The sequence below is a fragment of the Kitasatospora sp. NPDC058218 genome (assembly GCF_042882445.1).
Lineage (GTDB): Bacteria > Actinomycetota > Actinomycetes > Streptomycetales > Streptomycetaceae > Kitasatospora.
This window is the reverse complement of sequence record NZ_JBHVWC010000029.1, coordinates 84,926-107,088: the sequence shown is the minus strand read 5'-3', so window position 1 is coordinate 107,088 and position 22,163 is coordinate 84,926. Positions and strand designations below refer to the sequence as shown.

Annotated in this window: 21 protein-coding genes; 16 read left to right on the top strand and 5 right to left on the bottom strand. The window is 74.6% G+C overall.

What is annotated here, in order from left to right; genetic code table 11:
* The first annotated feature begins 253 nt into the window (after nt 1-253).
* From ACFVYI_RS20070 to ACFVYI_RS20055, 4 genes are all read left to right on the top strand, one after another.
* A complete protein-coding gene (locus ACFVYI_RS20070) occupies nt 254-931 on the top strand; it encodes a class F sortase (protein ID WP_387887291.1) in 678 nt (225 codons plus the stop codon).
* 176 nt (nt 932-1,107) lie between these two features.
* The gene (locus ACFVYI_RS20065; protein ID WP_387887289.1) at nt 1,108-1,983 is read left to right on the top strand and encodes a hypothetical protein; all 876 of its coding nucleotides are present in this window, start codon (nt 1,108-1,110) and stop codon (nt 1,981-1,983) included.
* Nucleotides 1,980-2,807 carry a response regulator gene (locus ACFVYI_RS20060; protein ID WP_387887287.1) on the top strand — a complete coding sequence of 276 codons (828 nt, stop codon included), beginning with the start codon at nt 1,980-1,982 and terminating at the stop codon, nt 2,805-2,807. The genes ACFVYI_RS20065 and ACFVYI_RS20060 overlap by 4 nt, the downstream gene beginning before the upstream one ends.
* Entirely contained in the window at nt 2,804-4,150 is a 1,347-nt protein-coding gene (locus ACFVYI_RS20055) for a sensor histidine kinase (RefSeq protein WP_387887284.1), read from the top strand. The genes ACFVYI_RS20060 and ACFVYI_RS20055 overlap by 4 nt, the downstream gene beginning before the upstream one ends.
* 96 nt (nt 4,151-4,246) lie before the next feature.
* Here ACFVYI_RS20055 and ACFVYI_RS20050 read toward each other — a convergent pair whose 3' ends face one another.
* Together ACFVYI_RS20050 and ACFVYI_RS20045 are read right to left on the bottom strand one after the other, a co-directional pair.
* A complete protein-coding gene (locus ACFVYI_RS20050; RefSeq protein WP_387887281.1) occupies nt 4,247-4,762 on the bottom strand; it encodes a hypothetical protein in 516 nt (171 codons plus the stop codon).
* A 246-nt stretch (nt 4,763-5,008) separates the two neighbouring features.
* On the bottom strand, nt 5,009-5,215 hold the full coding sequence (locus tag ACFVYI_RS20045; protein WP_387887278.1) for a hypothetical protein: 207 nt from the start codon (nt 5,213-5,215) through the stop codon (nt 5,009-5,011).
* A gap of 377 nt (nt 5,216-5,592) precedes the next feature.
* On the opposite strand from ACFVYI_RS20045, the gene ACFVYI_RS20040 reads away from it, so the two are divergent.
* Nucleotides 5,593-6,516 (top strand): alpha/beta fold hydrolase, encoded by a 924-nt coding sequence (locus tag ACFVYI_RS20040; protein WP_387887276.1) that lies wholly within the window; start codon nt 5,593-5,595, stop codon nt 6,514-6,516.
* 80 nt (nt 6,517-6,596) lie between these two features.
* On the opposite strand, the gene ACFVYI_RS20035 is transcribed toward ACFVYI_RS20040, so the two are convergent.
* Together ACFVYI_RS20035 and ACFVYI_RS20030 are read right to left on the bottom strand one after the other, a co-directional pair.
* Nucleotides 6,597-7,322: a DUF2071 domain-containing protein gene (locus tag ACFVYI_RS20035; RefSeq protein WP_387887275.1), complete on the bottom strand. Its 726-nt coding sequence runs from the start codon at nt 7,320-7,322 to the stop codon at nt 6,597-6,599.
* Nucleotides 7,319-7,651, bottom strand: coding sequence for a metalloregulator ArsR/SmtB family transcription factor (locus ACFVYI_RS20030; RefSeq protein ID WP_387887272.1), 333 nt, complete (start codon nt 7,649-7,651; stop codon nt 7,319-7,321). Before ACFVYI_RS20030 ends, ACFVYI_RS20035 begins: the two co-directional genes overlap by 4 nt.
* A gap of 277 nt (nt 7,652-7,928) precedes the next feature.
* Between ACFVYI_RS20030 and ACFVYI_RS20025 the strand changes: the two genes are divergently transcribed.
* Nucleotides 7,929-8,246 (top strand): hypothetical protein, encoded by a 318-nt coding sequence (locus ACFVYI_RS20025; protein ID WP_387887271.1) that lies wholly within the window; start codon nt 7,929-7,931, stop codon nt 8,244-8,246.
* A gap of 168 nt (nt 8,247-8,414) precedes the next feature.
* On the opposite strand, the gene ACFVYI_RS20020 is transcribed toward ACFVYI_RS20025, so the two are convergent.
* Complete coding sequence (locus ACFVYI_RS20020) at nt 8,415-8,843, bottom strand: hypothetical protein (RefSeq protein WP_387887269.1); 429 nt, start codon at nt 8,841-8,843, stop codon at nt 8,415-8,417.
* Nucleotides 8,844-9,451: 608 nt separating this feature from the next.
* Between ACFVYI_RS20020 and ACFVYI_RS20015 the strand changes: the two genes are divergently transcribed.
* The 10 genes from ACFVYI_RS20015 (at nt 9,452) to ACFVYI_RS19970 (ending at nt 22,085) form a co-directional block, all read left to right on the top strand.
* Complete coding sequence (locus tag ACFVYI_RS20015; RefSeq protein WP_387887267.1) at nt 9,452-11,152, top strand: AMP-binding protein; 1,701 nt, start codon at nt 9,452-9,454, stop codon at nt 11,150-11,152.
* Nucleotides 11,149-11,442, top strand: a complete 294-nt coding sequence (locus tag ACFVYI_RS20010) for an acyl carrier protein (RefSeq protein ID WP_387887264.1) — start codon at nt 11,149-11,151, stop codon at nt 11,440-11,442. The genes ACFVYI_RS20015 and ACFVYI_RS20010 overlap by 4 nt, the downstream gene beginning before the upstream one ends.
* Nucleotides 11,439-12,857, top strand: coding sequence for a flavin monoamine oxidase family protein (locus ACFVYI_RS20005; RefSeq protein ID WP_387887262.1), 1,419 nt, complete (start codon nt 11,439-11,441; stop codon nt 12,855-12,857). The genes ACFVYI_RS20010 and ACFVYI_RS20005 overlap by 4 nt, the downstream gene beginning before the upstream one ends.
* 224 nt (nt 12,858-13,081) lie before the next feature.
* On the top strand, nt 13,082-14,788 hold the full coding sequence (locus ACFVYI_RS20000) for a class I adenylate-forming enzyme family protein (RefSeq protein ID WP_387887260.1): 1,707 nt from the start codon (nt 13,082-13,084) through the stop codon (nt 14,786-14,788).
* A gap of 6 nt (nt 14,789-14,794) precedes the next feature.
* Nucleotides 14,795-16,210 (top strand): KamA family radical SAM protein, encoded by a 1,416-nt coding sequence (locus tag ACFVYI_RS19995; protein ID WP_387887257.1) that lies wholly within the window; start codon nt 14,795-14,797, stop codon nt 16,208-16,210.
* Nucleotides 16,207-17,322 (top strand): RimK family alpha-L-glutamate ligase, encoded by a 1,116-nt coding sequence (locus tag ACFVYI_RS19990; protein ID WP_387887254.1) that lies wholly within the window; start codon nt 16,207-16,209, stop codon nt 17,320-17,322. The genes ACFVYI_RS19995 and ACFVYI_RS19990 overlap by 4 nt, the downstream gene beginning before the upstream one ends.
* Nucleotides 17,319-18,563, top strand: coding sequence for a phenylacetate--CoA ligase family protein (locus ACFVYI_RS19985; RefSeq protein ID WP_387887252.1), 1,245 nt, complete (start codon nt 17,319-17,321; stop codon nt 18,561-18,563). Before ACFVYI_RS19990 ends, ACFVYI_RS19985 begins: the two co-directional genes overlap by 4 nt.
* Nucleotides 18,560-19,885 carry an MFS transporter gene (locus ACFVYI_RS19980; RefSeq protein ID WP_387887249.1) on the top strand — a complete coding sequence of 442 codons (1,326 nt, stop codon included), beginning with the start codon at nt 18,560-18,562 and terminating at the stop codon, nt 19,883-19,885. Before ACFVYI_RS19985 ends, ACFVYI_RS19980 begins: the two co-directional genes overlap by 4 nt.
* Entirely contained in the window at nt 19,882-20,751 is an 870-nt protein-coding gene (locus ACFVYI_RS19975; RefSeq protein ID WP_387887247.1) for an SDR family NAD(P)-dependent oxidoreductase, read from the top strand. The genes ACFVYI_RS19980 and ACFVYI_RS19975 overlap by 4 nt, the downstream gene beginning before the upstream one ends.
* Nucleotides 20,752-20,819: 68 nt before the next feature.
* Nucleotides 20,820-22,085, top strand: coding sequence for a phenylacetate--CoA ligase family protein (locus tag ACFVYI_RS19970; RefSeq protein WP_387887245.1), 1,266 nt, complete (start codon nt 20,820-20,822; stop codon nt 22,083-22,085).
* The last annotated feature ends 78 nt before the right edge of the window (nt 22,086-22,163 follow it).

The window sequence follows — 22,163 nt, the reverse complement described above, 5'->3', positions numbered from 1 at the left end:
CCCGGGCGCGGGGGGGCCCGCCCCCCCCGGGGGGCCCCCCGCCCCCGGGCCGTTGACCGCCGCGGACCCGGGGCGGGGCGACGGTCCCGGCGGGGCCGGAGCCGGGCCCGGAACCGACCACGACACGCCGCCGGCGAAGCCGGGCGGGCCCGGTGCGGCCCCGGACGGCCCTGACGGCCGCCGGAGCCGGCGCACCGCGGCGGTGCGGGCCGGCGACCGCCGGCGAAGCCGGGCCCGCTCCGGGGCGGCCGGCGTGCGCCGGGCCGCTCTCGGCGCGGGGGGCGTACTCTGCCTCGTCCTCGGCGCCTCGGTGGCGCTGTCCGGCGAGCAGAGCCCGGTGGTGCGCATCCAGCCCTCCGTGAACCACGCGGACCCGGCCGGCTCGGCAGCCGCCCCGGCGGCCGACCGGACGGGCGGAGCGGCCGCGGCGACCGGGGCGGCCACCCCGATGCCGAAGCCCTTCGCCGCGTCGGCGCCGACCAGACTGCTCGTCCCGTCGGCCGGGGTGGACGCGCCGGTCACCGGCCTGGGCCTGAACCCGGACGGCACCGTCGAGGTGCCCTCCGCCGACCGGGCCGGTGAGGTCGGCTGGTACCGCAACGGGCCCACGCCCGGGGAGACCGGACCGGCCGTCCTGATCGGGCACTACGACACCGCGCACGGCCCGGCGGTCTTCGCCGCGCTGCCGAAGCTCCGCCCGGGCGACCTCGCGGGCGTGCAGCGGGCCGACGGCAGCACGGTGGAGTTCAAGGTCCGCGCCCTGCTCCAGGCGGGCAAGGACCGGTTCCCGACCGAGACGGTGTACGGCAACACGGCCGCCCCCGAGCTCCGGCTGATCACCTGCGGGGGCCGGATCGGCGCCGACGGCCACTGGACGGACAACATCATCGTCCTGGCCGACCTCGTCACCCCGGGCGGCCCGACGGGCTGAACGGACCGGCCGGTGGGCCGGCCGTCGCGCACCTGCGTGACGGCCGGCCCACCCGGCCGAGGCGCGTTCCGCGCAGGCGGGCGGAGCTGCGGCGGAACCACCCGATACCGTTCGAACGACCTATCACCCGTGACCGGACCGGCGCATCACCGCAGACCAGAAGGAGCACGAGCACCGTGGCAGCAGGACTCCCACCCCGCCAAGGGCCGGCGGCCGCGACGCGCGGATCCGCCGTCGCCGTCCTGGGCCTGCTCCTGGCGCTGGCCGGGTGCGCGTCCCCCGGGGAGCTGCGGGACGCCGGGCCGGCCCGGACGGTGACGCCGCCGCTCGTGCCGCAGCCGCTCTGGCCGACCCTGGCCGCCTCCGCGTCACCGACCTCCCCCGCCTCGGCGACGGCCGGCCCCACCGAGCCACCGCCGACGCCGGTGCCGGACGTAGCCGTCCCCGGCCCCGACCTCACCTCGGTGGACCTGCGCGCCCTGCTGGCCAAGGACCCGGCCGTGACCGCGGACGAGCGACGCGCGCTGGCCGGCTGCCCGGACTGCGAGGTCCGCAGCCCCGAGTTCCGCGACCTCACCGGTGACGGCCGCGCCGAGCTGATCGCCGCGATCGCCACGGGCGGCTCGGTGGTCGTGCACGTCTACACCCTCGGCGGCGGCGGGGTCGTGCCCGTCCTGCGGGTGGCGGTGCTGACGGGGTTCAGCGCCGAGACCGTCGCCACCGACCTCTGGCTGCACGAGCCGCGCACCGCGTTGTCCCGCAAGAGCAGCCACTACCACTGGGACGGCGCCCGGCTCGCCCTGCTGGAGCAGCAGGTCCAGGCCATCGGGCCGATCTCGGAGCCCGGTCAGGGCACCGCCGCGACCGCCGAGCCGACGGCCACCGCCCGACCGAGCTCCGGCCCGCTCCCGGCCCCGGCCAAGCCCGCCGTCTCGCCGCCGGCCGAGGCCGTCACGCCCCGCCGCAGCGGCGACCCGCAGTCCGTCCCCCGCCCGCCCGCAGCGGCCCCGACCGCAGCAACCCCCACCGCGACCCCGGAACCGAGGCCATGACCGCCGCCGCCCCCGCCCACCCGCACATCCTGATCGTCGAGGACGACGAGGTGATCCGCGAGGCCACCCGGATGGCCCTGGAACGCTACGGGTTCCCCGTCAGCACGGCCGCGGACGGGCTGGAGGGGCTGGAGGCGTTCCAGACCGCCCGTCCCGACCTGATCCTGCTCGACGTGATGCTGCCGCTGCTCGACGGTGTCGGCCTCTGCCGGCGCATCCGCGAGGAGAGCCAGCTGCCGATCCTGATGATGTCGGCGCGCACCGACCCGGTCGACGTCGTGTCCGGGCTGGAGGCCGGTGCGGATGACTACGTCGTCAAGCCGTTCGAGAGCGCGGTGCTGGTGGCCCGGATCCGCACGGTGCTGCGCCGGGTCCGGGTGGTGCCGGCCACCGAGGCGACCGCTCCCGGTGCACCGGCGGCCCCCAGCGGTACACCCGTCGCCCCGACCGCGCCCACCGGCACGCCGGCCGCGGCCGCCGGGGTGCCGGTGGGCGCCCCCGCGGCGGAGCCCGGACCGGCGCCGGCCGCCCGGGCGGTGCGCGCCATCGACGGGCTGGAGGTGGACACCGACAGCATGGAGGTCCGGGTGGACGGCCGCCTCGTCCCGCTCACCCCGACCGAACTGCGGCTGCTGCTGGAGTTCACCGCCGCGCCCGGCACCGTGCTGGAACGCTCCGCCCTCCTCGAACGGGTCTGGGACTACGACTGGGGCGCCGACACCCGGGTGGTCGACGTCCACGTCCAACGGCTGCGCGCCAAGATCGGCTCCGGCCGGATCGAGACCGTGCGCGGCTTCGGCTACAAGCTGCGGCGCCCGGCATGACCCTGCGCCGCCAGATCGCCACCGCCGTCGCCGCCATCTCCATGCTGGTCGCGCTGAGCGTCGGCCTGCTGGTCCACCAGGCGATGGTGCGCCAGCACGTCGACCAGGCCCGCCGGACCGCGCTCGGCGCGCTCGACTCCGCCCTCGCCGCCTACGGCCGCAACGGCGAACTCGCCCGCCAGAACGCCGCACTGGACGACCCGGCGCTGCCGCCCCGGCTGCGCGCGCTCGCGGCGGAGGGCCGCCAGGGTTCCGTCCTGGCCACCGGGCCGCAGGGCGAGGCGATGTGGGCGGCCGGGCCCGTCGAGGGCACGGTGCTGTCCGTCCGGGTCGACTTCGCCGCGGACCGCAGTGCCATCGCCGACCTCGACCGGATCATCCTGATCACCGTCACCGCCTCGGTCTTCACCACCGTCCTGGCCGGCGTGCTGGTCGCCGACCGGATCAGCCGCAGGCTGCGCACCGCCGCGACGGCCGCCCGCGAGATCGCCGCCGGCCGGACGGACACCCGGATCGGCGAGCTGGGCGACGGCCGGGACGAGGTCGCCGACCTCGCCGCCGCCGTCGACTCGATGTCCCAGGCGCTCCACCGCCGGCTGGAGAACGAGCAGCGGTTCACCGCGGACGTCGCCCACGAGCTGCGCACCCCGCTCACCGGGCTGGTCACGGCCGCCGAGCTGCTCCCGCCCGGGCGGCCCACCCAGCTCGTCCGCAACCGCGTCCAGGCGCTGCGCTCCCTGGTGGAGGACCTGCTGGAGGTCTCCCGGCTGGACGCGGACGCGGAGACGCCGTACCTGTCGGCCGTGCCGCTCGACCGGGCCGTCCGGCGGACGGTCGGGCTCACCGGCCTGACCGTCACCCTGTCCGTGCGGGCCGGGGACGACGCCCCGACCGGCCGGGCGGCCGGGCCGGGCGTCGGTGCCGGGGCCGGCCCCGACGGACCGGTGGTGCGGACCGACCTGCGCCGGCTGGACCGCATCCTGGCCAACCTGCTGGTCAACGCCGACCGCCACGGCCACGGCCCGGTCCTGCTGAGCGTGGACGGGCTGCGGATCACCGTCCGCGACCACGGCCCCGGCTACCCCGACGACCTGCTGCAGGACGGCCCGCAGCGCTTTCGCACCAGCGTGCGCGAGCGCGGGCGCGGGCACGGTCTCGGCCTGACCATCGCCGAGGGCCACGCCCGGGTGATCGGCGCGGAACTGACCTTCGCCAACCACCCCGGCGGCGGCGCGGTGGCGACCCTCGTCCTCCCGCCCGGAACGGCCGGCGAGCACACCGCCGACGAGGACGCCGACGACGCGAACGACCGTCCCGGCCTGCCGGCCGGCGCGCACCCGTAGCCGCCGGCCGGGCCCGTCGCGCGGTGTCCGGGGCCCGCCGGCCACCGGCGGCGGTGTGCGCGGCCGCCGGTGGCGAGGTGGTGCGCGGGCGTCAGGTCAGCACGTCCCGACGCGGCCGTTGAACGAGGACCAGACGGGGGTCCAGGGGCCGTCGCCGTGGGGGCGGTAGACGACCAGGTTGGCGTCGTTCTGCAGCCGCACCCAGTTGGCGCTCGGGCTGCAGTTGAACCCGCTCCCGCTCGCCCACCTGGCGTTCTTGAAGGTGTCGTACACGACGAAGTTCCCGTCGTACTGCATGATCACCTTGCCGGGTGCGGTGTTCTGGGTCCCGGTGGCCCAGATCGCGGTGCCGTGGACGTCGTACTGCACCAGGTTGCCGTCGTTCTGGTAGGCCAGGCGGTAGGCGCCGTTGGCCGAGATGAGCGAGTCACCGGGCAGCAGGCAGTTGCCCCAGTCCATGTGGTCCCAACCGCGCGGGTTGCGCGAGCAGTTCCACTCACTGTTGACGTCCGCCGAGGCCGTGGTCGCGCCGGCCAGTCCGGCAGTACCGACCAGCGCCAGCACCGCGCCGGCCAGCCCGACGGCGCGCTTGGAGCTCCTACGGTTCTTCATGGTCTTCCTCCCCACCCCGGGCCGGTTCCTGGCCGCCCCGAGGGCTTGTCGCGGCGGCACGTGGGAACTCCCCCGTGTCGCCGACCCTGTGGAGCACCCGGCTACTCGGTACTCCTGGGCATGACAACGGGCGGGGCGCGCGCCGCGGTTCACCCTCCACCGCGGGATCCGCCGACCGGCGGACACGACACCGGGCACCCCGGCCGCTCGGTGCGGCCGGGGTGCCCGGTGTCGGGAAGCCGTCGGTCAGCCGTTGCTCTTCTCGAACGCCTCCAGCCAGGCGAGCTTCGGGCCGAAGAGGCCGACCGAGGCCTGGCCCGTCGCAAGACCCGACTGCGACGAAGGCTGCGGGCTCTCGCCGTGCGCCAGCGCCACGGTCGGCACGGCGACTACGGCCGCAGCCGCCAGAACCGCGGTGACGGCGAACTTGCCAAGGTTTCCACGAACGGACATCTCACGCCTTCCAGGTCATCTTTGCTCTCAACCCGCCTTCGTGGCCGGGCCGGGCCCGGAACGGGCCCCGGACACGCCCGGTGAGGGGCGCCCGGGAAACGTTTGCACACGAACGCGGGCCGCCCGCCCGTTTCGCCACCCGAGCGGTACGAACGGGTGACAGACATACCCCGGTCGGGTGAGGAGGCCGGGCGAACGGCCCAGTCGAGGCCGGCCCCGCCACGCCGGACCGCCCTCCCCCGCGGCGGACGCGGACCCGAGCCCGCCGCCCGCCCTTCCGACCCCCGAGACAAGCCGAACTCCCGTTGTGCTTGCCGTCGGTGTCCTGCCAAGATCGAATCAACCCGACCCGGGTCCACTTCAGGGGGATTTCCGCCATGGCACCATCATCCGAAACCGCACTCTCCGCCCCCGGGCACGGCCCGGCCGCCGTACCGGAGCTCCCACGGATCAGGCACCGCTTCGCCGAGGTCGACGGCCTGCGGATCTTCTACCGGGAGACCGGCCCCGCGGACGCGCCCGTACTCCTGCTGCTGCACGGATTCCCCTCCGCCTCGCACCAGTTCCGCCGCCTGTTCGACGCGCTCGGCTCCCGCTACCGCCTGATCGCCCCCGACTACCCCGGCTTCGGTCACAGCGAGAGCCCCGCGCCCGGCGACTTCAGCTACCGCTTCGACACGTTGGCCGATGTCGTCGAGGGCTTCTGTCAGGCCCTCGGCCTCGACCGGTTCGCGCTCTACGTCTTCGACTTCGGCGCCCCGGTCGGCCTGCGGCTGGCCACCCGCCACCCCGAGTGGATCACCGGCCTGGTGGTCCAGAACGGCAACGCCTACGAGGACGGACTCTCCGACCTGGCCCGGGAGTTCATCGCCAACCGGCACGGCGTCGAGGGTGCCGCCGAGCGCGCCCGCGCGATCCTCACCCTGGAGGTGACCCGCAGTCAGTACGAGGGCGGCACCGGCGACCCGGAGCTGGTCTCCCCGGACGGCTGGACGCTCGACCAGCACTTCCTCGACCTGCCCGGCCGCAAGGACATCCAGGTCGAACTCGCCCTCGACTACCACACCAATGTCGCGCGCTACCCCGCGTGGCAGGAGTGGCTGCGCACCCACCGGCCGCCCACGCTCGTCCTCTGGGGTCGCAACGACGCGTTCTTCACCGAGCCCGGCGCCCGCGCCTTCCTGCGCGACGTGCCGGACGCCGAGCTCCACGTGCTGGACACCGGGCACTTCGCGCTGGAGGAGCTGCTGCCCACCATCGCCCCGCTGATCGACGACTTCCTCGCCCGCACCCAGAAGTAGCGCGTCCAGCGCGGAAGGGCGTCCGCCCCGCGCCCTCCGGCCGGCGGGCCGGCGGGCCGGCGGGCCGGCGGATCACCGGCTCAGGCGACGGCCAGGGCCGGGAGCGGGAGCCAGCCGGCGGGGACGTTCCGCATCACCAGGGCGCAGTCCAGGGTGGCGCTCCCCGGCGGAAAGCGGTCCGGATCGTCGAAGAAGGAGGACGTGGCGGAGCGGACCAGACCGGCCTCCACGTGCCAGGCGGTGCTGTGCAGTTGCATCCCGTCCAGGTGGCGGCCGGCCCCGGTGGCGGAGTAGCCCTTGGCCCCCTCCCGGAAGAAGCGGGAGGCCTCGGCGAGGTCGGCGAAGAGGCCGCTGCCCCGCAGTTCGTCGGCCAGGTCGACGGTGACCTCGACACGGGCTTCGCCGTCCCGCGTCGCGCAGGCGACGTGCAGGCGGTCGGGTGTCTCCCGGACGTCGAAGTCGGCGCGACCGTGCTCACCGGGGAAGAGCCGGCCGCCGGCCCAGGCGTTGACCCGCGACCCGGTGTCGCGCCGGGGGATGTAGACGCCGGTCTCGACGCCGTCCGGGCCGTCCCACTCCACGGCGATCCGGTGCGCCGCGTTCTCGCTCCGCAGCCCGAACGCCCCGGGCAGCCCGGTCGGCCGCACGCGCCCCAGCCGCAGCAGGCAGACGCCGGCGACCGCGTGGCCACGGACGAGCTGCGGCCGCAGCGGCGCGGGGAGCAGACGCCGTGCGATGTCCGGGTCGACCTGGTAGTTCACCAGCAGCCGCCGTTCGACGACACTGGAGAGCCGTGGCTGTCTCATGAGTCCTCCTGCTGTCCGGCGGGGCGCCAGGCGGTGTGGCGCAGCACGATCTGTTCGGGGCAGACGGCGCTGAGGAAGCGGCCGACGCCGATCGCCAGACGCTCCTGCGCCAGTGAGTAGAGGATCCGGTTGCCGTCACGGCGTTCGGTGACCAGCCCGGCGCCCTTGAGCACGCCGAGATGGCGGGAGATCGAGGGTGCGCTGATCGCGAACCGGCTCGCGATCTCACCGGCCGCGAGTTCGCCGGCCCGGAGGTCCTCCAGGATCTGGCGCCTCGTCGGGTCGGCGAGCGCACGGAAGAGTCCCGACTCACCTTGGGTTTCTGTCACACGCCATATTTAGCATCTTGGCTAAGTGTCTAACAAGTGGCGGCCGGCGATCGGCGCGATCACGACACCACCGCGACCGGGGCAGGGAGAACGCGCACGGCCACCCCGGGGCGAGGGCAGGCTGGCGCGAATTCGCCTTGCCCCATCCACGCCTCGTTGACAGTCCTCACATATCCCCCCCAGGATTCACCCGCCCCGCACAACTGACAGCGCCGCACTCCACCTGTCGGGCGGGCGAGTTCGCCGTGCCACCACCACCCTCTGGAAGGACTCCCCCATGCGCCGCACCACCGCTCTGCTGATGACCTCGCTGCTCGCCTCCGCCGCCGCGCTGGCCGCCCCGACCGCCGCCCAGGCCCGGGGCACGGCCGACACCCCGACCACCGGCCAGTGCGTGGCCTACCTCTCGGGCCCGTTCGGCGTCGGCGTCTGTTCCGGCCTCGAACCCCGCCGGGCCTGGTCCGTCCACGCCAAGTGCATGTCCGGCCTCACCGTCACCAGCGGCCTGCAGCTCGGCGACGGCACCGCCACCGCCAACTGCGGCAACAGCCGGGCCTACTCCACCTCGTACTCGATAGGCCCGATCCTCCCGTAGCCCCCGGCCCAGCGCTCCGCCCACCGGGCCGAGGTGCCGCGACCCCCGGCGCCTCGGCCCTCCGTACCGTCAGGAGTCGGCGTCCGGACGACCGCCCTCCGGGCCGCGCGCCAGACCGCCTGCCCGCCGCCCGCCGCCCGCCGCCCGCCGAGCACGGCCCCGGCGGTCTCAGGCGTGCGGTTCGGCCGGGCGGCCCGCCGTGCGGGTCGGGCCGAGCGGGGCCAGGACGGTCGCGGCCGCCGTCACCGCCTCGGCGACGAGTGCCGCGGTCCGGGCCGCCTCGTAGAGGTGCTCCCTCGCGTCGCGCGCGGCCCGCAGGGCGTCGTGGGCCCGCTCGCCGTCGAGCTCTTCGCCCCGGGCCGGGCCGACGCGCCCCGCCGCCTGCTCGCTGCTGAGGAAGGAGGCCAGCTGGTCCAGGAGTTCGGGCAGGCGCGCGGTCACACCGGCCAACGCCGCCACGGTCTCCGCCGCGTCCGCGGGGAGCACCAGCCCGGGCGCTCCCCCGGGCGCGCCGCGGCGCACCGCCGCGTTGAGCAACTCCGCGGCCTCCGAGGACAGTTCGGCAACGGACAGTGAGGGCTGCAGGGGATCACTCACGGCGGTTCCTCCCTCGTGATCGATGACCTGGCGCAGTCGGCGCCCGGTTCGTCTCGCGGGTTCGTCTGCCCCGCCGGCGCGCGGTCAGGCCTCCGCCGGCCGGCCGTGGCAGGAACCGGTCAGGGCCGGCCCCCGGGCGGAACTCCGACCCGCCGACACCGGCCGCAGGCAGCCCCACCCGCACCGCCCGACGGGGCCACCGAGCCACCGACCCGGTCACCCGGGCCGCCTGACACCCCGACAAGCACCGGCACCGGCACCGACATCGGCGCCGGGCCCCATCGCCACGCCCCGCAGGAGGAGCGCGACCGGCACCACGGCCCGAACACCGGGACGACCACACCCGACCCGGCCCGCCCTCCCGACCGGAGCGCCGTCGCCACCCACCGCCCGCTCCCCCGCGGTCACACCGGAGGCGGGTGCGAGTCCGTCGGAACCGGGCACGAACGGCCGGACGCCGTTCACCGGGGCATGACTCGGCGCCATTCTTTCCCACCGCCACCGATGTCAATCCGGCTGCGGCGGACATTCTTCGGCAGCGCGGTACTCGTTCACCATTCACCCACACCATCGCGCTGCAATATCCTCAACAGCCATTGTGGCACCGCATGTTCGAAGGTAGAGTCCCGGTCCGCCGAGCGCGGATGAGCGCTTGCGGCCATTCTTTTGGGGCGGGCATGTCACATGACAACGGCACCACTGGAGTTACTTCCGACTTACTTGACGCGTTCACGGAAAGCGCCTGCCGCTTTCCGGAACGCCCGGCGATTGTCCGGCACGGGCGGGCCCTGAGTTACGGCCGGCTGCACGCGGCGGCGAGCGACCTGGCCAGGCGCCTGGGAGCCCGTCCGGGCGTGGTCGCCGTGCAGGCGGGCCACCATCCGGAGACGGTCGTCGGGCTGCTCGGCGTCCTCACCGCCGGAGGGGTCTACTGCCCCGCCGATCCGGCATTCCCGGAACACCGGTTACGGGCGATGCTCTCGGCGGTGGAGTGCCGCACAATGGTCGCGGCCGATCCCGCGTCGGTGCACCGGCTCGGCCTGGATTGTGTCGCGCCGGCCCCCCTGCCGGAATTCACCGATAACCCGGCGCCAGGCCCCCGGACCGGCCCGCCGGAATCACCGGATGCCACGGCCGACCCCCCGGCGGCCACTCCTCGGCAACCGGAGTCGGACCTCGGCCGGAACGGGAACGGGAACGACGCCGAGGACCCGGCCTACATTCTCTTCACCTCCGGCTCCACCGGGCAGCCGAAACCCGTGCTCACTCCCCGCCGGGCCCTGACGGCCGTGGTGCCCGCACTGCGCGACCTCTTCGGCCTGACGCCGGAGGACCGCGTGCTGCAGTTCGCCTCCCTCAACTGGGACACCTGTTTCGAGGAGATCCTGCCGACGCTCGCCACGGGGGCCGCCCTGGTCTTCGACGACGCGGCGCACAGCGGATCGTTCCCCCGCTTCCTGCGCATGGTCGAGCGCGAGCGGATCACCGTCCTCGACCTGCCCACCGCCTTCTGGCACGAACTGGTGCTCCACCTCACCGAGGACCGGACACCCCTGCCCGACTGCGTCCGGGTCCTGGTCATCGGCGGCGAAGCGGCGAGCGCGGCCCGGCTGGCCGACTGGGCCGCGCTGGACACCGGGCGGATCCGCCTGGTCAACACCTACGGCTGCACCGAGACCACCCTGATCACCCACGCCGTCGACCTGCACGGCCCGCAGGCCCCCTCGACCGACTGGGGCCGGCCCGGCGGCGCCCGGGCCCCGATCGGCCTGGCCCTCCCCCATGTCATCCAACTCATCAGCGAAAAAGGTGAGTTGCTGATCGGGGGACCGTCGGTCGCGCTGGGCTACCTCGGACTGCACGAGGCCACCGCCGCCAGGTTCACCGTCGTCGACGGCGAGCGCTGCTTCCGCACCGGCGACCTCGTGAGCAGTTCGCCGGACGGCCTCCTCACCCACCGGGGCCGGCTGGACGGCGAGACCAAGGTCCGGGGCGTCCGGGTCGACCCGGCCGAGGTCGAGGCGCACATCGCGGGCCACCCCGGGGTGCGCGCGGCAGCCGTGGCCGCGGTGACGCTCGCCGGCCGGTCCGCCCTGGTCGCCTATGTGGTGGCGCGGGCGGGCACGGCGGCCGAGGCACTGGACACCGACCTCCTGGCGTACCTGCGCGGCAGGGTCCCCGAGCATCTCGTGCCCAGCCGGGTCACCGTCGTCCCCGAACTGGTGCTCACCGCGAGCGGGAAGGTCGACCGGGCCGGCTCGCACCGGCGGCACGCAGCCCATGACCAGGTCAAAGGAGACCTTCGTTGAGCGTTGACACCACCTCCGCCGCCGGCGCCGTCCCTTCCGGCGCGGAACGTTCCGACGCGGACCCTTCCGCCCCCGGGATCGACAGCCTGGTGGCGGTCTTCCGCCGGGTGCTGGAGACCCCGGACGTCGCGGCGGACTCCGACTTCTTCCGGCTCGGTGGCGATTCGCTGATCGCCACCCGGGTGCTCAGCGCGATCGCCCGCGACCACGGCGTGGAGCTGTCCTTCGACGACTTCCTGCTCGCGCCGACCCCCCGGGCGCTCGCCGAGAAGATCGCGGCTGACAGATGACCGGCTCCGACGGCTCCGCCACCACACCCCCCGACCGCTCCGCCGCAGCACCCGCGGCAGACGGGCCCGGCCGGGCAGCCCGGGCCGGCCGCGTCAGCACCGCCGTCGTGGTCGGGGCCGGGCTCGCCGGCCTCACCGCCGCGACCGGGCTGGCCGCCCGGGGCATCGACGTCACCGTGCTGGAGGCCCGTACGCGGGTCGGCGGCCGCACCCACGGCCTGCTGGTCGCGCCCGGCCGGCAGGTCGACGCCGGAGCCGCCTACCTGGGCGAGCGACACACCGAACTCCTCTCCCTCGTCAAGGAACTGGGGCTCGACACCACGCCGACCGCGATGCACGGCGCCAGCCGGTTCGTCCTCGGCCGCGAGGGCACCACCCGGGACGGCCGGTTCCCACCGCTGAACGCCGTGGCCCTCGGCGACCTCTTCGAGCTGCTGGACGAACTCACCGCGGCCGTCCGGCCCGACGCGCCGTGGCTCACCCCGGACGCCGCCCGGCTGGACAGCCTCACCGCCGCCGCCTGGGCCGAGCAGAAGCTGACCCACCCGGACGCCCGGCTCTTCTTCCCGCTCTTCCTCGGCGAGATGATGGCCGCCGACCCGGCCGACGTCTCCGTCCTGCACATGGCGTTCTACCTCCGCTCGGGCGGCGGCGTCCGCTACCTCAACGCCTTCGAGGGCGGCGCCCAGCAGGACCGGATCGCCGGCGGCGCCCACCAGGTGTGCGAACGGCTGGCCGGGCGGCTGGGTGCACGGGTGCGGCTCGGCGAGGTCGTCCGGGCGGTCCACCAGGACGACGACGGGGTCACCGTCCACGCGACGGCCGGCGCGTACCGGGCGGACGTCGCGGTGATGGCGCTGCCGCCGCTGCTGGCCGATGCCGTCGAGTACCGGCCGTGGCTGCCGGTGCGCCGGGCCGGCGAGCGGACGGCCCGGGGCTGCGCCGTCAAGGCGACCCTGGTCTACCCCGAGCCGCTCTGGCGCGAGCACGGGCTCTCCGGCTGGTCCGTGAACGCCGAGGGCCCGCTGCTGTCGACGGTGGACGACTCGCCGGCCGAGGGCGGAGTCGGCGTCCTGACCGGCTTCGTCACGGGGCGCGAGGCCCGGCGGTTCGGCGCGCTCGACCCGCGACGCCGGCGCGCGGCCGTGGTCGAGCAGGCCGCGCGGGTGTTCCCCATGCTCCCGCCGCCGACCGCCCTGCACATCACCGACTGGGTCAACGAGCAGTACAGCCACGGCTGTTACGCCGCGCTCCGGGGGCCCGGCGACTGGCTCCGGCACGGCCCGACACTGACCGCACCGCATCGGCGGGTGCACTGGGCCGGCACCGAGACGAGCACCGAGTACTTCGGTCTGATGGAGGGCGCCGTCCGCTCCGGCCACCGGGTCGTCGCCGAGATCCTCGCCCGGGGCTGACCCCGGTACCACCGACGGACCCGCCCCGGCCGGTCCGTTCCGAAACCGCACCACCCGCACCGGGGCACCCCTGCCCGCGACCGGCCCCCGGGCGCCCCGGCCGCCGTGCCGCCGCCCCCGATCCACCGGTGCACTCGCACCCCCGCACACCCGTACCCCGATCCCACCCAAGCCCTGGCCGGTTCCACAAGAACCCCGCCGGGCCACCTCCTCAGGAGACCGCCATGAGCGACCGGAGTCCCATCGCGCCCCTCGCCGCCAGAGAGCGGCTGATGACCGAACCCGCCCTGGGCGCAGGCAACTTCCTGGACCACGCCCTCTCGGTCAACCCGAACCGCGCGGTCCCGTTCGCCTACAGCCACCACACCGACCACCGCGGCGCCGTCGTCCTGCGCGGCCACAGCCTGCTCGACCTCGCCGCGCTGCGCGACCGCTACGCCACCTGGTACCGGGCCAACGGCGTGCGCCCCGGCGAGCCGGTCGGCGTCGTCGTCGGCGAGGGGCTGGAGCCACTGCTGCACTTCCTCGCGCTCACCGCCCTCGGCGCCGTCCCCGCCCTGGTCAACGACGCCATGCGGCACGACGTCATGGTCCGCTACCTCGACCACGTCGGCGTGGTCGGCATCGTCGCGGACGACCCCACCCGGCTCGCCTCGGCCTACCGCGAGGACCCTCGGCGCCGCCCCCGGTTCATCGCCATGGCCGCCGAGATCCAGGCCTTCGACGCCGCGGCGGCCCGGCTCCCCGACGACTACCCGTACCGGCACGCCGACGACGACGTGGTCGCCCTGATCCACTCCTCCGGCACCACCGGGACGCCGAAGTCCACCATGCTGGCGCACCGTCAGTTCTGGGACGGCAAGCAGCCGCGGATGGTGCGCTTCCCCGCGGAGCCGTACGACCGGCTGATGTCGATGATGCCGCACACCCACGCGGGCGGTCTCAGCTACTTCCTCACCGCCACCCTGCTCGGCCTGCCGACCGTGGTGATGTCCGACTGGCGGCGCGCCACCGTGGAGCCGGTGATGGAGGCCTTCCGGCCGACCATGGTGGCCTCCTTCCCCCGTACCTTCGTCGAGCTGGCCACCGGCGAACCGCCGACCCGGGGCGCGGCCGAGGTGCACTCCTGGTTCAACACCGGTGACAGCGCGCACTACGGGCACATCCGGCGGCTGGTGCGGCTCGGGCGGCGGCCGGCCGGGCTGATCAGGCCCTGGCTGCTGCCGCGGCAGCAGGCCGAGCAACCCGACCTGCCCGGTTCGCAGTTCATCGACGGCCTGGGCTCCTCCGAGATGGGCATGGCGCTGTTCGGCCAGGTGACCACACCGGAGAGCGCCCGCGACGACCGCTGCGTCGGCAAGCCGCTCGACGTCGTTCGGCGGGCCGCGGTGCTCTCCGAGGGCGGCGAGGAACTCCCGGACGGCACGGTCGGGTTGCTCGGTGTGGTCAGCCCGTCCCGGACCCCCGGCTACTGGAACGACCCCCGGCTCACCGCCACCTTCGAGCTGGCCGGCTACTGGCTCACCGGTGACGTGGCCCGCCGCGACGCCGAGGGGAACTTCTACCACCTCGACCGGACGGTGGACGTCATCGACACGCTGGGCGGGCCGGTCTACAGCCTGCCGATCGAGGAGGTGCTGCTGGCCGACTGCGGCGACCTCGTCCAGGACTGCTCGGTGATCGGGGTGCCCGGGGCGCCCGGCGAGGGCCAACGGCCCGTCGCCGTCGTCCGGTTGCAGGCCGACGCCGGCGACCCGACCGCGGAGGAGGTGCAGGAGGCCGCCAACAAGGCGCTGACCGGCGCCGGACTGGCCGCGCTCGCCGCGGTGAGCATCGCCCGCACGCCGGAGGACTTCCCGCTCGGGCCGACCGGCAAGGTGCTCAAGCGCGAGCTGCGGACCCGCTTCGCCACCCTCTTCGCCGGCCAGTAGCACCCGATGGACCCCCACCCGACCCGGCAGCCGTACCAGTACGTCCGGACTCCGCTCGCCGAGCCCGACTGGCGCCGGCTGCCGGGCTGGCGCCACGTCACCGCGGCCCAGTGGCGGAACGCCCAGTGGCAGCGGGCGCACTGCGTGCGCAACCCCCGGCAGCTGCGGGCCGTCACCGGCGGTCTGCTCACCGACCGGTTCTTCGACGAACTCGCCGCCGACCAGGAGCAGTTCGCCACCATGTCGATGCTGCTGCCGCCGCAGATGCTGAACACCATGGCGCCGCACGCACCGACCGGGCCGCCGGCCTTCACCGAGGCGTTCCTGGCCGATCCGGTCCGCCGCTACATGCTGCCCGTCCGCGCGGACCGCCACCCGCGGTGGCCGAGCCACCCCAAGGCCGAGCGCGACTCGCTGCACGAGGCCGAGATGTGGGTGGTGGAGGGCCTCACCCACCGCTATCCCACCAAAGTGCTGGCCGAGTTGACCGCGACCTGCCCGCAGTACTGCGGCCACTGCACCAGGATGGACCTGGTCGGCAACTCCACGCCCCAGGTCACCAAGACCAGGCTGGCGCTGCGACCGGTGGACCGGCAGGAGCAGATCCTCGACCACCTCAAGCGCACCCCGTCGGTGCGCGACGTGGTGGTCTCCGGGGGCGACCTCGCCAACGTGCCCTGGCCGCAACTGGAGACGTTCCTGCTGCGGCTGCTGGAGCTGGAGTCGGTGCGCGACATCCGGCTGGCCAGCAAGGCGGTGGTCGGCCTGCCGCAGCACTGGCTCCAGCCGAGGATCGTCGAGGGGCTGGGCCGGGTGGCCGCCGTCGCGGCCCGCCGCTCGGTCAGTCTCGCCGTGCACACCCACGCCAACCACGCGCAGTCGGTGACGCCCCTGGTCGCCGAAGCGGCGCGGGCGCTGCTGGACGCGGGGGTCCGGGACGTCCGCAACCAGGGCGTGCTGATGCGCGGCGTCAACGCCACCCCGGAGGACCTCCTGGACCTCTGCTTCGCGCTCCAGGGCGAGGCGAACATCCTCCCCTACTACTTCTACCTCTGCGACATGATCCCCGGCGCCGAGCACTGGCGCACGCCCGTGCACCAGGCCCAGCGGCTGCAGGAGGCGATCATGGGCTACCTGCCCGGCTACGCCACCCCGCGGATCGTCTGCGACGTCCCGCAGGTCGGCAAGCGCTGGGTGCACCAGGCGGTGGCCTACGACCGCGAACGCGGCATCTCCTCCTGGACGAAGGACTACCGCACCGCACCGGAGGCCCGCGAGAGCGGCGCCGACCTGGACGCCGTGCTCGGCCGGCGCCACCTGTTCTACGACCCGGTGGACACCCTCCCGGAGCCCGGCCGCCGCTGGTGGTCCGAGCGGTCCGGCGGCCCCGCGTCCCCACCCCCTCGGAAGGACTCGCCGTGACCCCACCCCGCACGACGCCGGGCCCCGCCCACCCCGCGACGCCGGGCCCCGCCCACCCCACGACGGCCGCCGCCCACCCCGCGACGCCCGGCGCCGGACCGCTGCGCCGGATGTGCTGGATCTTCCCCGACCGGGAGTCCACCAGCATGGCGGCGATGTGGCACCCCTTCTTCTGGGACCTCTACGAGGAGGTCGCCGAGAGCCTGGGGATGAGCTGGACCAGGCACGCCCCCGAGGCGGTCACGGTCGACGGCACCGTCCACGGACGGCCGGTGGTCTACGTGGACGACGTACCGGTCTCGCCGCAGGACACCCTCTTCGTCACCGCGCTCTACTCACTGCCGTACCAGTCGATGGACGTCTTCAACCAGTACGCGCTCTACGCCGTCCTCGAACAGGCCGGCTTCTACCTGCCCTTCCCCCCGCAGATGTCGCTCATCGGCAACGACAAGCTGGCCACCCTGCTGCACCTCGCCGGCTCCCCCGTCCCGCCGATCCCCTCGGTCCGGATCGGCACCGGCCGCGACATCGCCAAGCACCGGTACGAGGTGGCACTGGGCAACATGACGTACCCGGCCATCGTGAAGCCCGCCGGGTGGTGCGGCGGCGGCGGGATCAACCTGGCGCGCAGCGCCGAGGACCTCCGGGGCCTGGCCAGCCTGGCGCAGGGCGGGGACACCACGCTGGTGGTCCAGCCCTACCTCGGCGACGGAACGGTCGACTACCGGGTGTACGTCGTCGCCGGCGAACCGTACGCCGTGATGAAGCGGATCCCGGAGCCCGGCTCGCCGGTGGCCAACGCCAGCCGGGGCGGCGCCATGGAGTTCCCACCCGTTCCGGCCGAACTCGCCGCCGCCACGGCCTGGTTCGCCGAGCGGCTGCCGATGCCGTTCTTCTGCGTCGACTTCCTCTTCGACGGGGAGCGGTACTGGTTCTCCGAGCTCGAACCGGACGGCGTGATCGCCCCGGACCTGGACGACCCGCAGCGCACGCTCCAACGGGACGTCACCCGCGCCCGGTTCACCGCGTACCGGGACGCCCACGCCAAGTGGCTGGCCGACGGCGGCACCCCCGCCGCATCCCCCTCGGAAACGGAGAACCCGACACGATGACGGACTTGTTCTCGCTCCCCCCGGCGACGGCCGGGCCACAACTGCACGTTGCCCGACGCACCCTCGAACGACTCCGGAGCGTACCGGAGTTGGCGCAGCGCTACGCGGACTGCGGCGCGCCCCGCACGCTCGACGACCTCGCCGCGCTCCCGCCGCTGGACAAGGACGGTCTCAACACCGCCCTGGCCCACCTGCAACCCCGGGCCGAACGGGGCGCCGGCGCGACCTGGCTCTTCCAGAGCGGCGGCAGCACCGGAGCACCCAAGGTCGGCCACGCCCCCACCGGCTTCTACATGACCGGGGTGCACGCGCAGTGGCAGCCGCTGGACCGCGACGACGTCTTCGTCAACGCCTGGGGCGCGGGCCGGATGTGGGGCGCGCACTTCCTCGCCGCCGCGCTGGCCGACCTGTCCGGGTGCCGGATCCTCGCGGTGGGCTCGGTCACCACGGACGAGTACGCCGACTGGCTGACGTTCTTCGCCGCGACCGGGGTCACCGCGATCGGCGGCACCCCGAGCGTGCTCCGGCTCTGGTTCGCCCACGCCCGGGCCGCCGGGCTGGAGCTGCCGGCCCTGCGCAAGGTGCTCTGGCTCGGCGAGGCCTGGCAGCCGCAGCTGGCGGCGGACCTCGCCGCGGTCGCACCGCAGGCGCGGCGGTGGGGCATGTTCGGCAGTACGGAGACCTGGGTGGTCGGGACCAACACCCCGGACTGCCCGGCCGACACCTTCCACCCGCTGCCCGAGCAGCTGGTGCACGTCGGCGCGCAGGACCTGCTGGACTTCACCACGCTCAACCCGGACATGCTCAACCCGGTGCTGCGCTACCGCACCGGCGACGCCGGGACGCTACTGGCCTGCCCGTGCGGCCGGCCGGGCCCCGCGATGCGGGTGCTGGGCCGGCGGGACAGCGTGGTGCAGGTGCGCGGGCTCGGGCTGCACGTGGACGAGCTCATCGCGCGGGCCGAGCGGGAGCCGGGGGTGTCCCGGGCCCAGGTCCTGATCACCGAGCAGCGCGGCCGGGCCGCGACGGTCGAGCTGCTGCTGCTCACCGGCCCGGACGGCACTGCGACCGGCCCTGCGGACGTCGAGCGGCTGCGCAGGCAGCTGCTGTCCGCGACCTTCACGCTCAGTACCGCCTTCCAGCACGACCCGGAGTCCTTCCGGGTGCGCCCGGTCGACGAGCTGATCAGCAACGACCGGACCGGCAAGACCGCCGGCCTCGTCGTCCGGGAGGGGTCGTGAAGCCGCGACGGCCCGTCTCCCTCGGGCGGGGGTTCAACCTGTTCTGGGCCGGCCAGACGGTCAGCACCGTCGGCGACCGGGTCACCGTGTTCGTCGTCCCGACCCTGATGATCTTCGTGCTGCACGCGAGCGCCCTCCAGGTCGGCGTCGTGGCGATGGCCCAGTACCTGGGCATCCCGCTGCTCGGCCCGGTCGCCGGAGTGCTGGTCGACCGCTGGGACAAACGCCGGACGATGCTGGTCTGCGACCTCGTCCGGCTGCTGGCCGTGGCGGCCATCCCGCTGGCGTACTGGCAGGACCGGTTGTCCACGCCACTGCTGGTGGGCTGCGTGGCGGTGATCAGCGGCGCGACGATCTTCTTCAACGTCGGCTACCTCGTCGCCGTCCCGGCCGTCGCGCCGAAGGAGCAACTCGTCCGCGCCTACTCCCGGTTGGAGGGAAGCGGCTCGGTCTCTGAGGTGGCCGGCCCCTCGATCGCGGCCGGCCTCTACAGCGCACTGGGCGTCGCCGCCCTGCTCGTCGACGCGGCCAGCTACCTGGTCTCCGCCGCCTGCTTCCGCCGGATGCGGCCCTGGGGCGAGCGGACGATCGCCTCCGGGTCCGTCCGGGAGCGGCTGACGGCGGGGTTCCGCCTCAACTGGGCCGACCCGGTGCTGCGGCGCGTGGTGGTCGCTGCGGTGACGCTCAACTGCGGCGGACCGGTCTTCGTCACCGTCCTGCCGGTGCTCGCCTACCGGGGCCTCGACGTCTCGGTCGGCGCCTTCGGCGCGGCCATGTCGGTCGCCGCGGTGGGTGCGCTCACCGGCGCGGTGGTCGCCCCGAGGATCAGTGAACGGCTGGGCCTGGGAAGGACGTTGGCCTGGGCGCTGCTGCTGCACTGCGTGGTCGGGCTCGGCGTGCTCGCCGCGCCCGCGCTGCCGGCCGGGCCGGTGATCGCCGTCACGATGGGCTGCTACGGCTTCTTCATGTCGTGCATCAACGTCTGCAGCGCCCCCACCCGCCAGTCCCGGATGTCGGAGCGGAACCAGGGCATGATGCACGCCGCCTTCCGGACCGTCACCTGGGGGGTGATCCCGCTCGCCGCCCTGGTCGGCGGCCTGGCAGTCTCGCTGCTGACCGGGCCGCTGGGGATCCTGGACGCGACACGCACGGTGATGGCCGGCGGCACCCTGCTGGCGGCGCTCTCCTTCCTGCCGGCGCTGGGGATCCAGCCGCTGCTCGACGCCGCCGAGCGGGACCGGGCACGGTCGGCGGGCGGCGGGCCCGCGCCGGACGAACCCGTCAGCAGCGCCCCGTCGGCCCCGGCGGAGCGCGCCTCATGACGCCGGACCGGGGTGTCGTCCTGGTGACCGGGACGTCCTCCGGCATCGGACTGGCCGTGGCGGTCACCGCGGCCCGGGCCGGCTTCACGACGGTGGCGACCATGCGCGAGCCCGGCCGGGCCGACGCCCTGCGCGAGGCCGCGGACCGCGCCGGCGTCCGGGTGGACGTCCGCCGCCTCGACGTGACCGACGCCGGCTCCGTCGCCGCCTGCCTCGACGACGTGCGACGGGCGTACGGACGGCTGGACGCGGTGGTCAACAACGCCGGCGTCTCCAACTCCGATCCCACCCTGGAGATGTCGACCACGGCCGCACTGCGGGCCAACCTGGAGGTGAACTTCTTCGGCGTGGTCGCGGTCAGCCGCGCCGCGATGCCGCTGCTGCGGGCCGCCCGCGGGCGCCTGGTGACGATCGGCAGCGTGCACGGGGTCGTCGGCCAGCCGTTCAACGAGGCCTACTGCGCGGCGAAGTTCGCCGTCGAGGGGTTCATGGAGAGCCTGGCCCCGGTCGCCGCGGCGCACGGCGTCCGGGTGTCGGTCGTCGTGCCGGGCTTCGTCCCGGACACCTCGTTCGGCGTCTTCCCGGACATCGACCGCTCGACCGTCCGGGCCGCCTCCGGACCGTACGCGGACACCTTCACCGACTACCTCGACCGGATCGGCCGCGAGGGCTGGGAGACGGCCGGCCAGCCGGCCCGGGAGGTGGCCGAGGTCGTCGTCCGGACCCTGCTCGCCGAACGCCCGCCCTTCCGCGTCCCCACCAACGCGTGGGCCGCCGCGTACCTGGACCGGAAGCTGGCCGACCGGGACGGCTCGACCGTCCAGACGCTCGCCCACGCCTGGATCGGCCGACCGGACCTCTCCTGAGCCGAACTCCACCGAGCGAGAACAGAACTGACGCATCCTCACCGCACGCCCGATCGACAGGAGACGCAGTGCCCGCGAAATCGCTCCAGGAGCTCGTCGACTTCGCCCGCAGTCACTCGCCGTTCTACGCGCAGGCGTACCGCGACGTACCGCGGACGATCTCGCACCTCACCGAACTCCCGCTCATCGACCAGGGCGCGTTCTGGGCCGCGAACACCTGGCCGGACAACCGCCTGCTGACCGGCCCGCTCACCGACGCGGGCGTCTACAAGACCGGCGGCACCACCGGCGTCCCCAAGTTCTCCCCTTGGTCGCGCACCGAGCACGCCGACTCGGTCACCGCGTTCGGCGCGGGCATGGTCCGGGCCGGACTGAAGCCCGGCCACCGGGTGGCCAACCTGTTCTGCGCCGGCGAACTCTACGGCGGCTTCCTCTACATCGAGAACGCCCTGCACCACGCACCGGTGGAGAACGTCCGCCTGCCGGTCGGTTGCGCCGCACCCGACGACTACGTCGTCGACCTGATCACCGGCTTCGGCGTCCACGTCCTCGCGGGCGAGCCGATGAAGCTCAGCGCGGTGGCCGAGTGCCTCGTCCGGCGGGGGCGGAGCGCCGACTCCGTGGAACTGCTGCTCTTCGGCGGCGACCTGCTCTTCGCCGACCTGCGGCCGATCCTGTCGCAGGCCTTCCCGAAGGCCGCCGTCTCCTCGCTCGGCTACGCCTCGAACGACGCGGGCCTGGTCGGCTCGCCGGTGCCGGGCGACGACGTCCGCGTCCACGAGGCCTTCCCCGATCGCACGGTGGTGGAACTGGTCGACGAGGTGACGGGGGAGCCGATCACGGCTGCCGGCGTGCCCGGCCGGGTCGTGGTCACCAACCTGTTCCGCACCCTGATGCCGATCCTTCGGTACCCGACCGGGGACCGCGCCGAGTGGGTGGACCCGGAACGCGGGCGGTTCCGGCTGGTCGGCCGGTCGAACGAGGGCGCGCGGGTCGGTACGGTCGCCATGCCGACCGAGGAGATCCGCGCGGTACTGATCGCCGCCGACCCGGACGGCGCCGTCTCCGGCATGCAGATGGTGCAGCACCGCCGGGACGGGCGGGACGGCCTCGTCCTGCGCCTCGGGTACACCGGGCAACCACCGGCCGAACCGGGGGCACTGGGCGAACGGCTCGTCGCGGCCGTGTACGCCGCCATCCCGCTCTATCCGGCCGAGGTGGCCTCCGGTGCCATCCACCACCTCACCGTCGAGTGGGTACCCCGGGCCGAGCTGGCCACGAACCCCCGGACGGGCAAGCTCCGACAGGTGGTGGACGAGCGGCCCCGGGACTGACCCTCCGAACCGGGCCGACCCTCCGGCCGGCGCACGGGGCCCGCGGGCCGGGCGGGCACGGGGCTCGCGGGCCGGGGC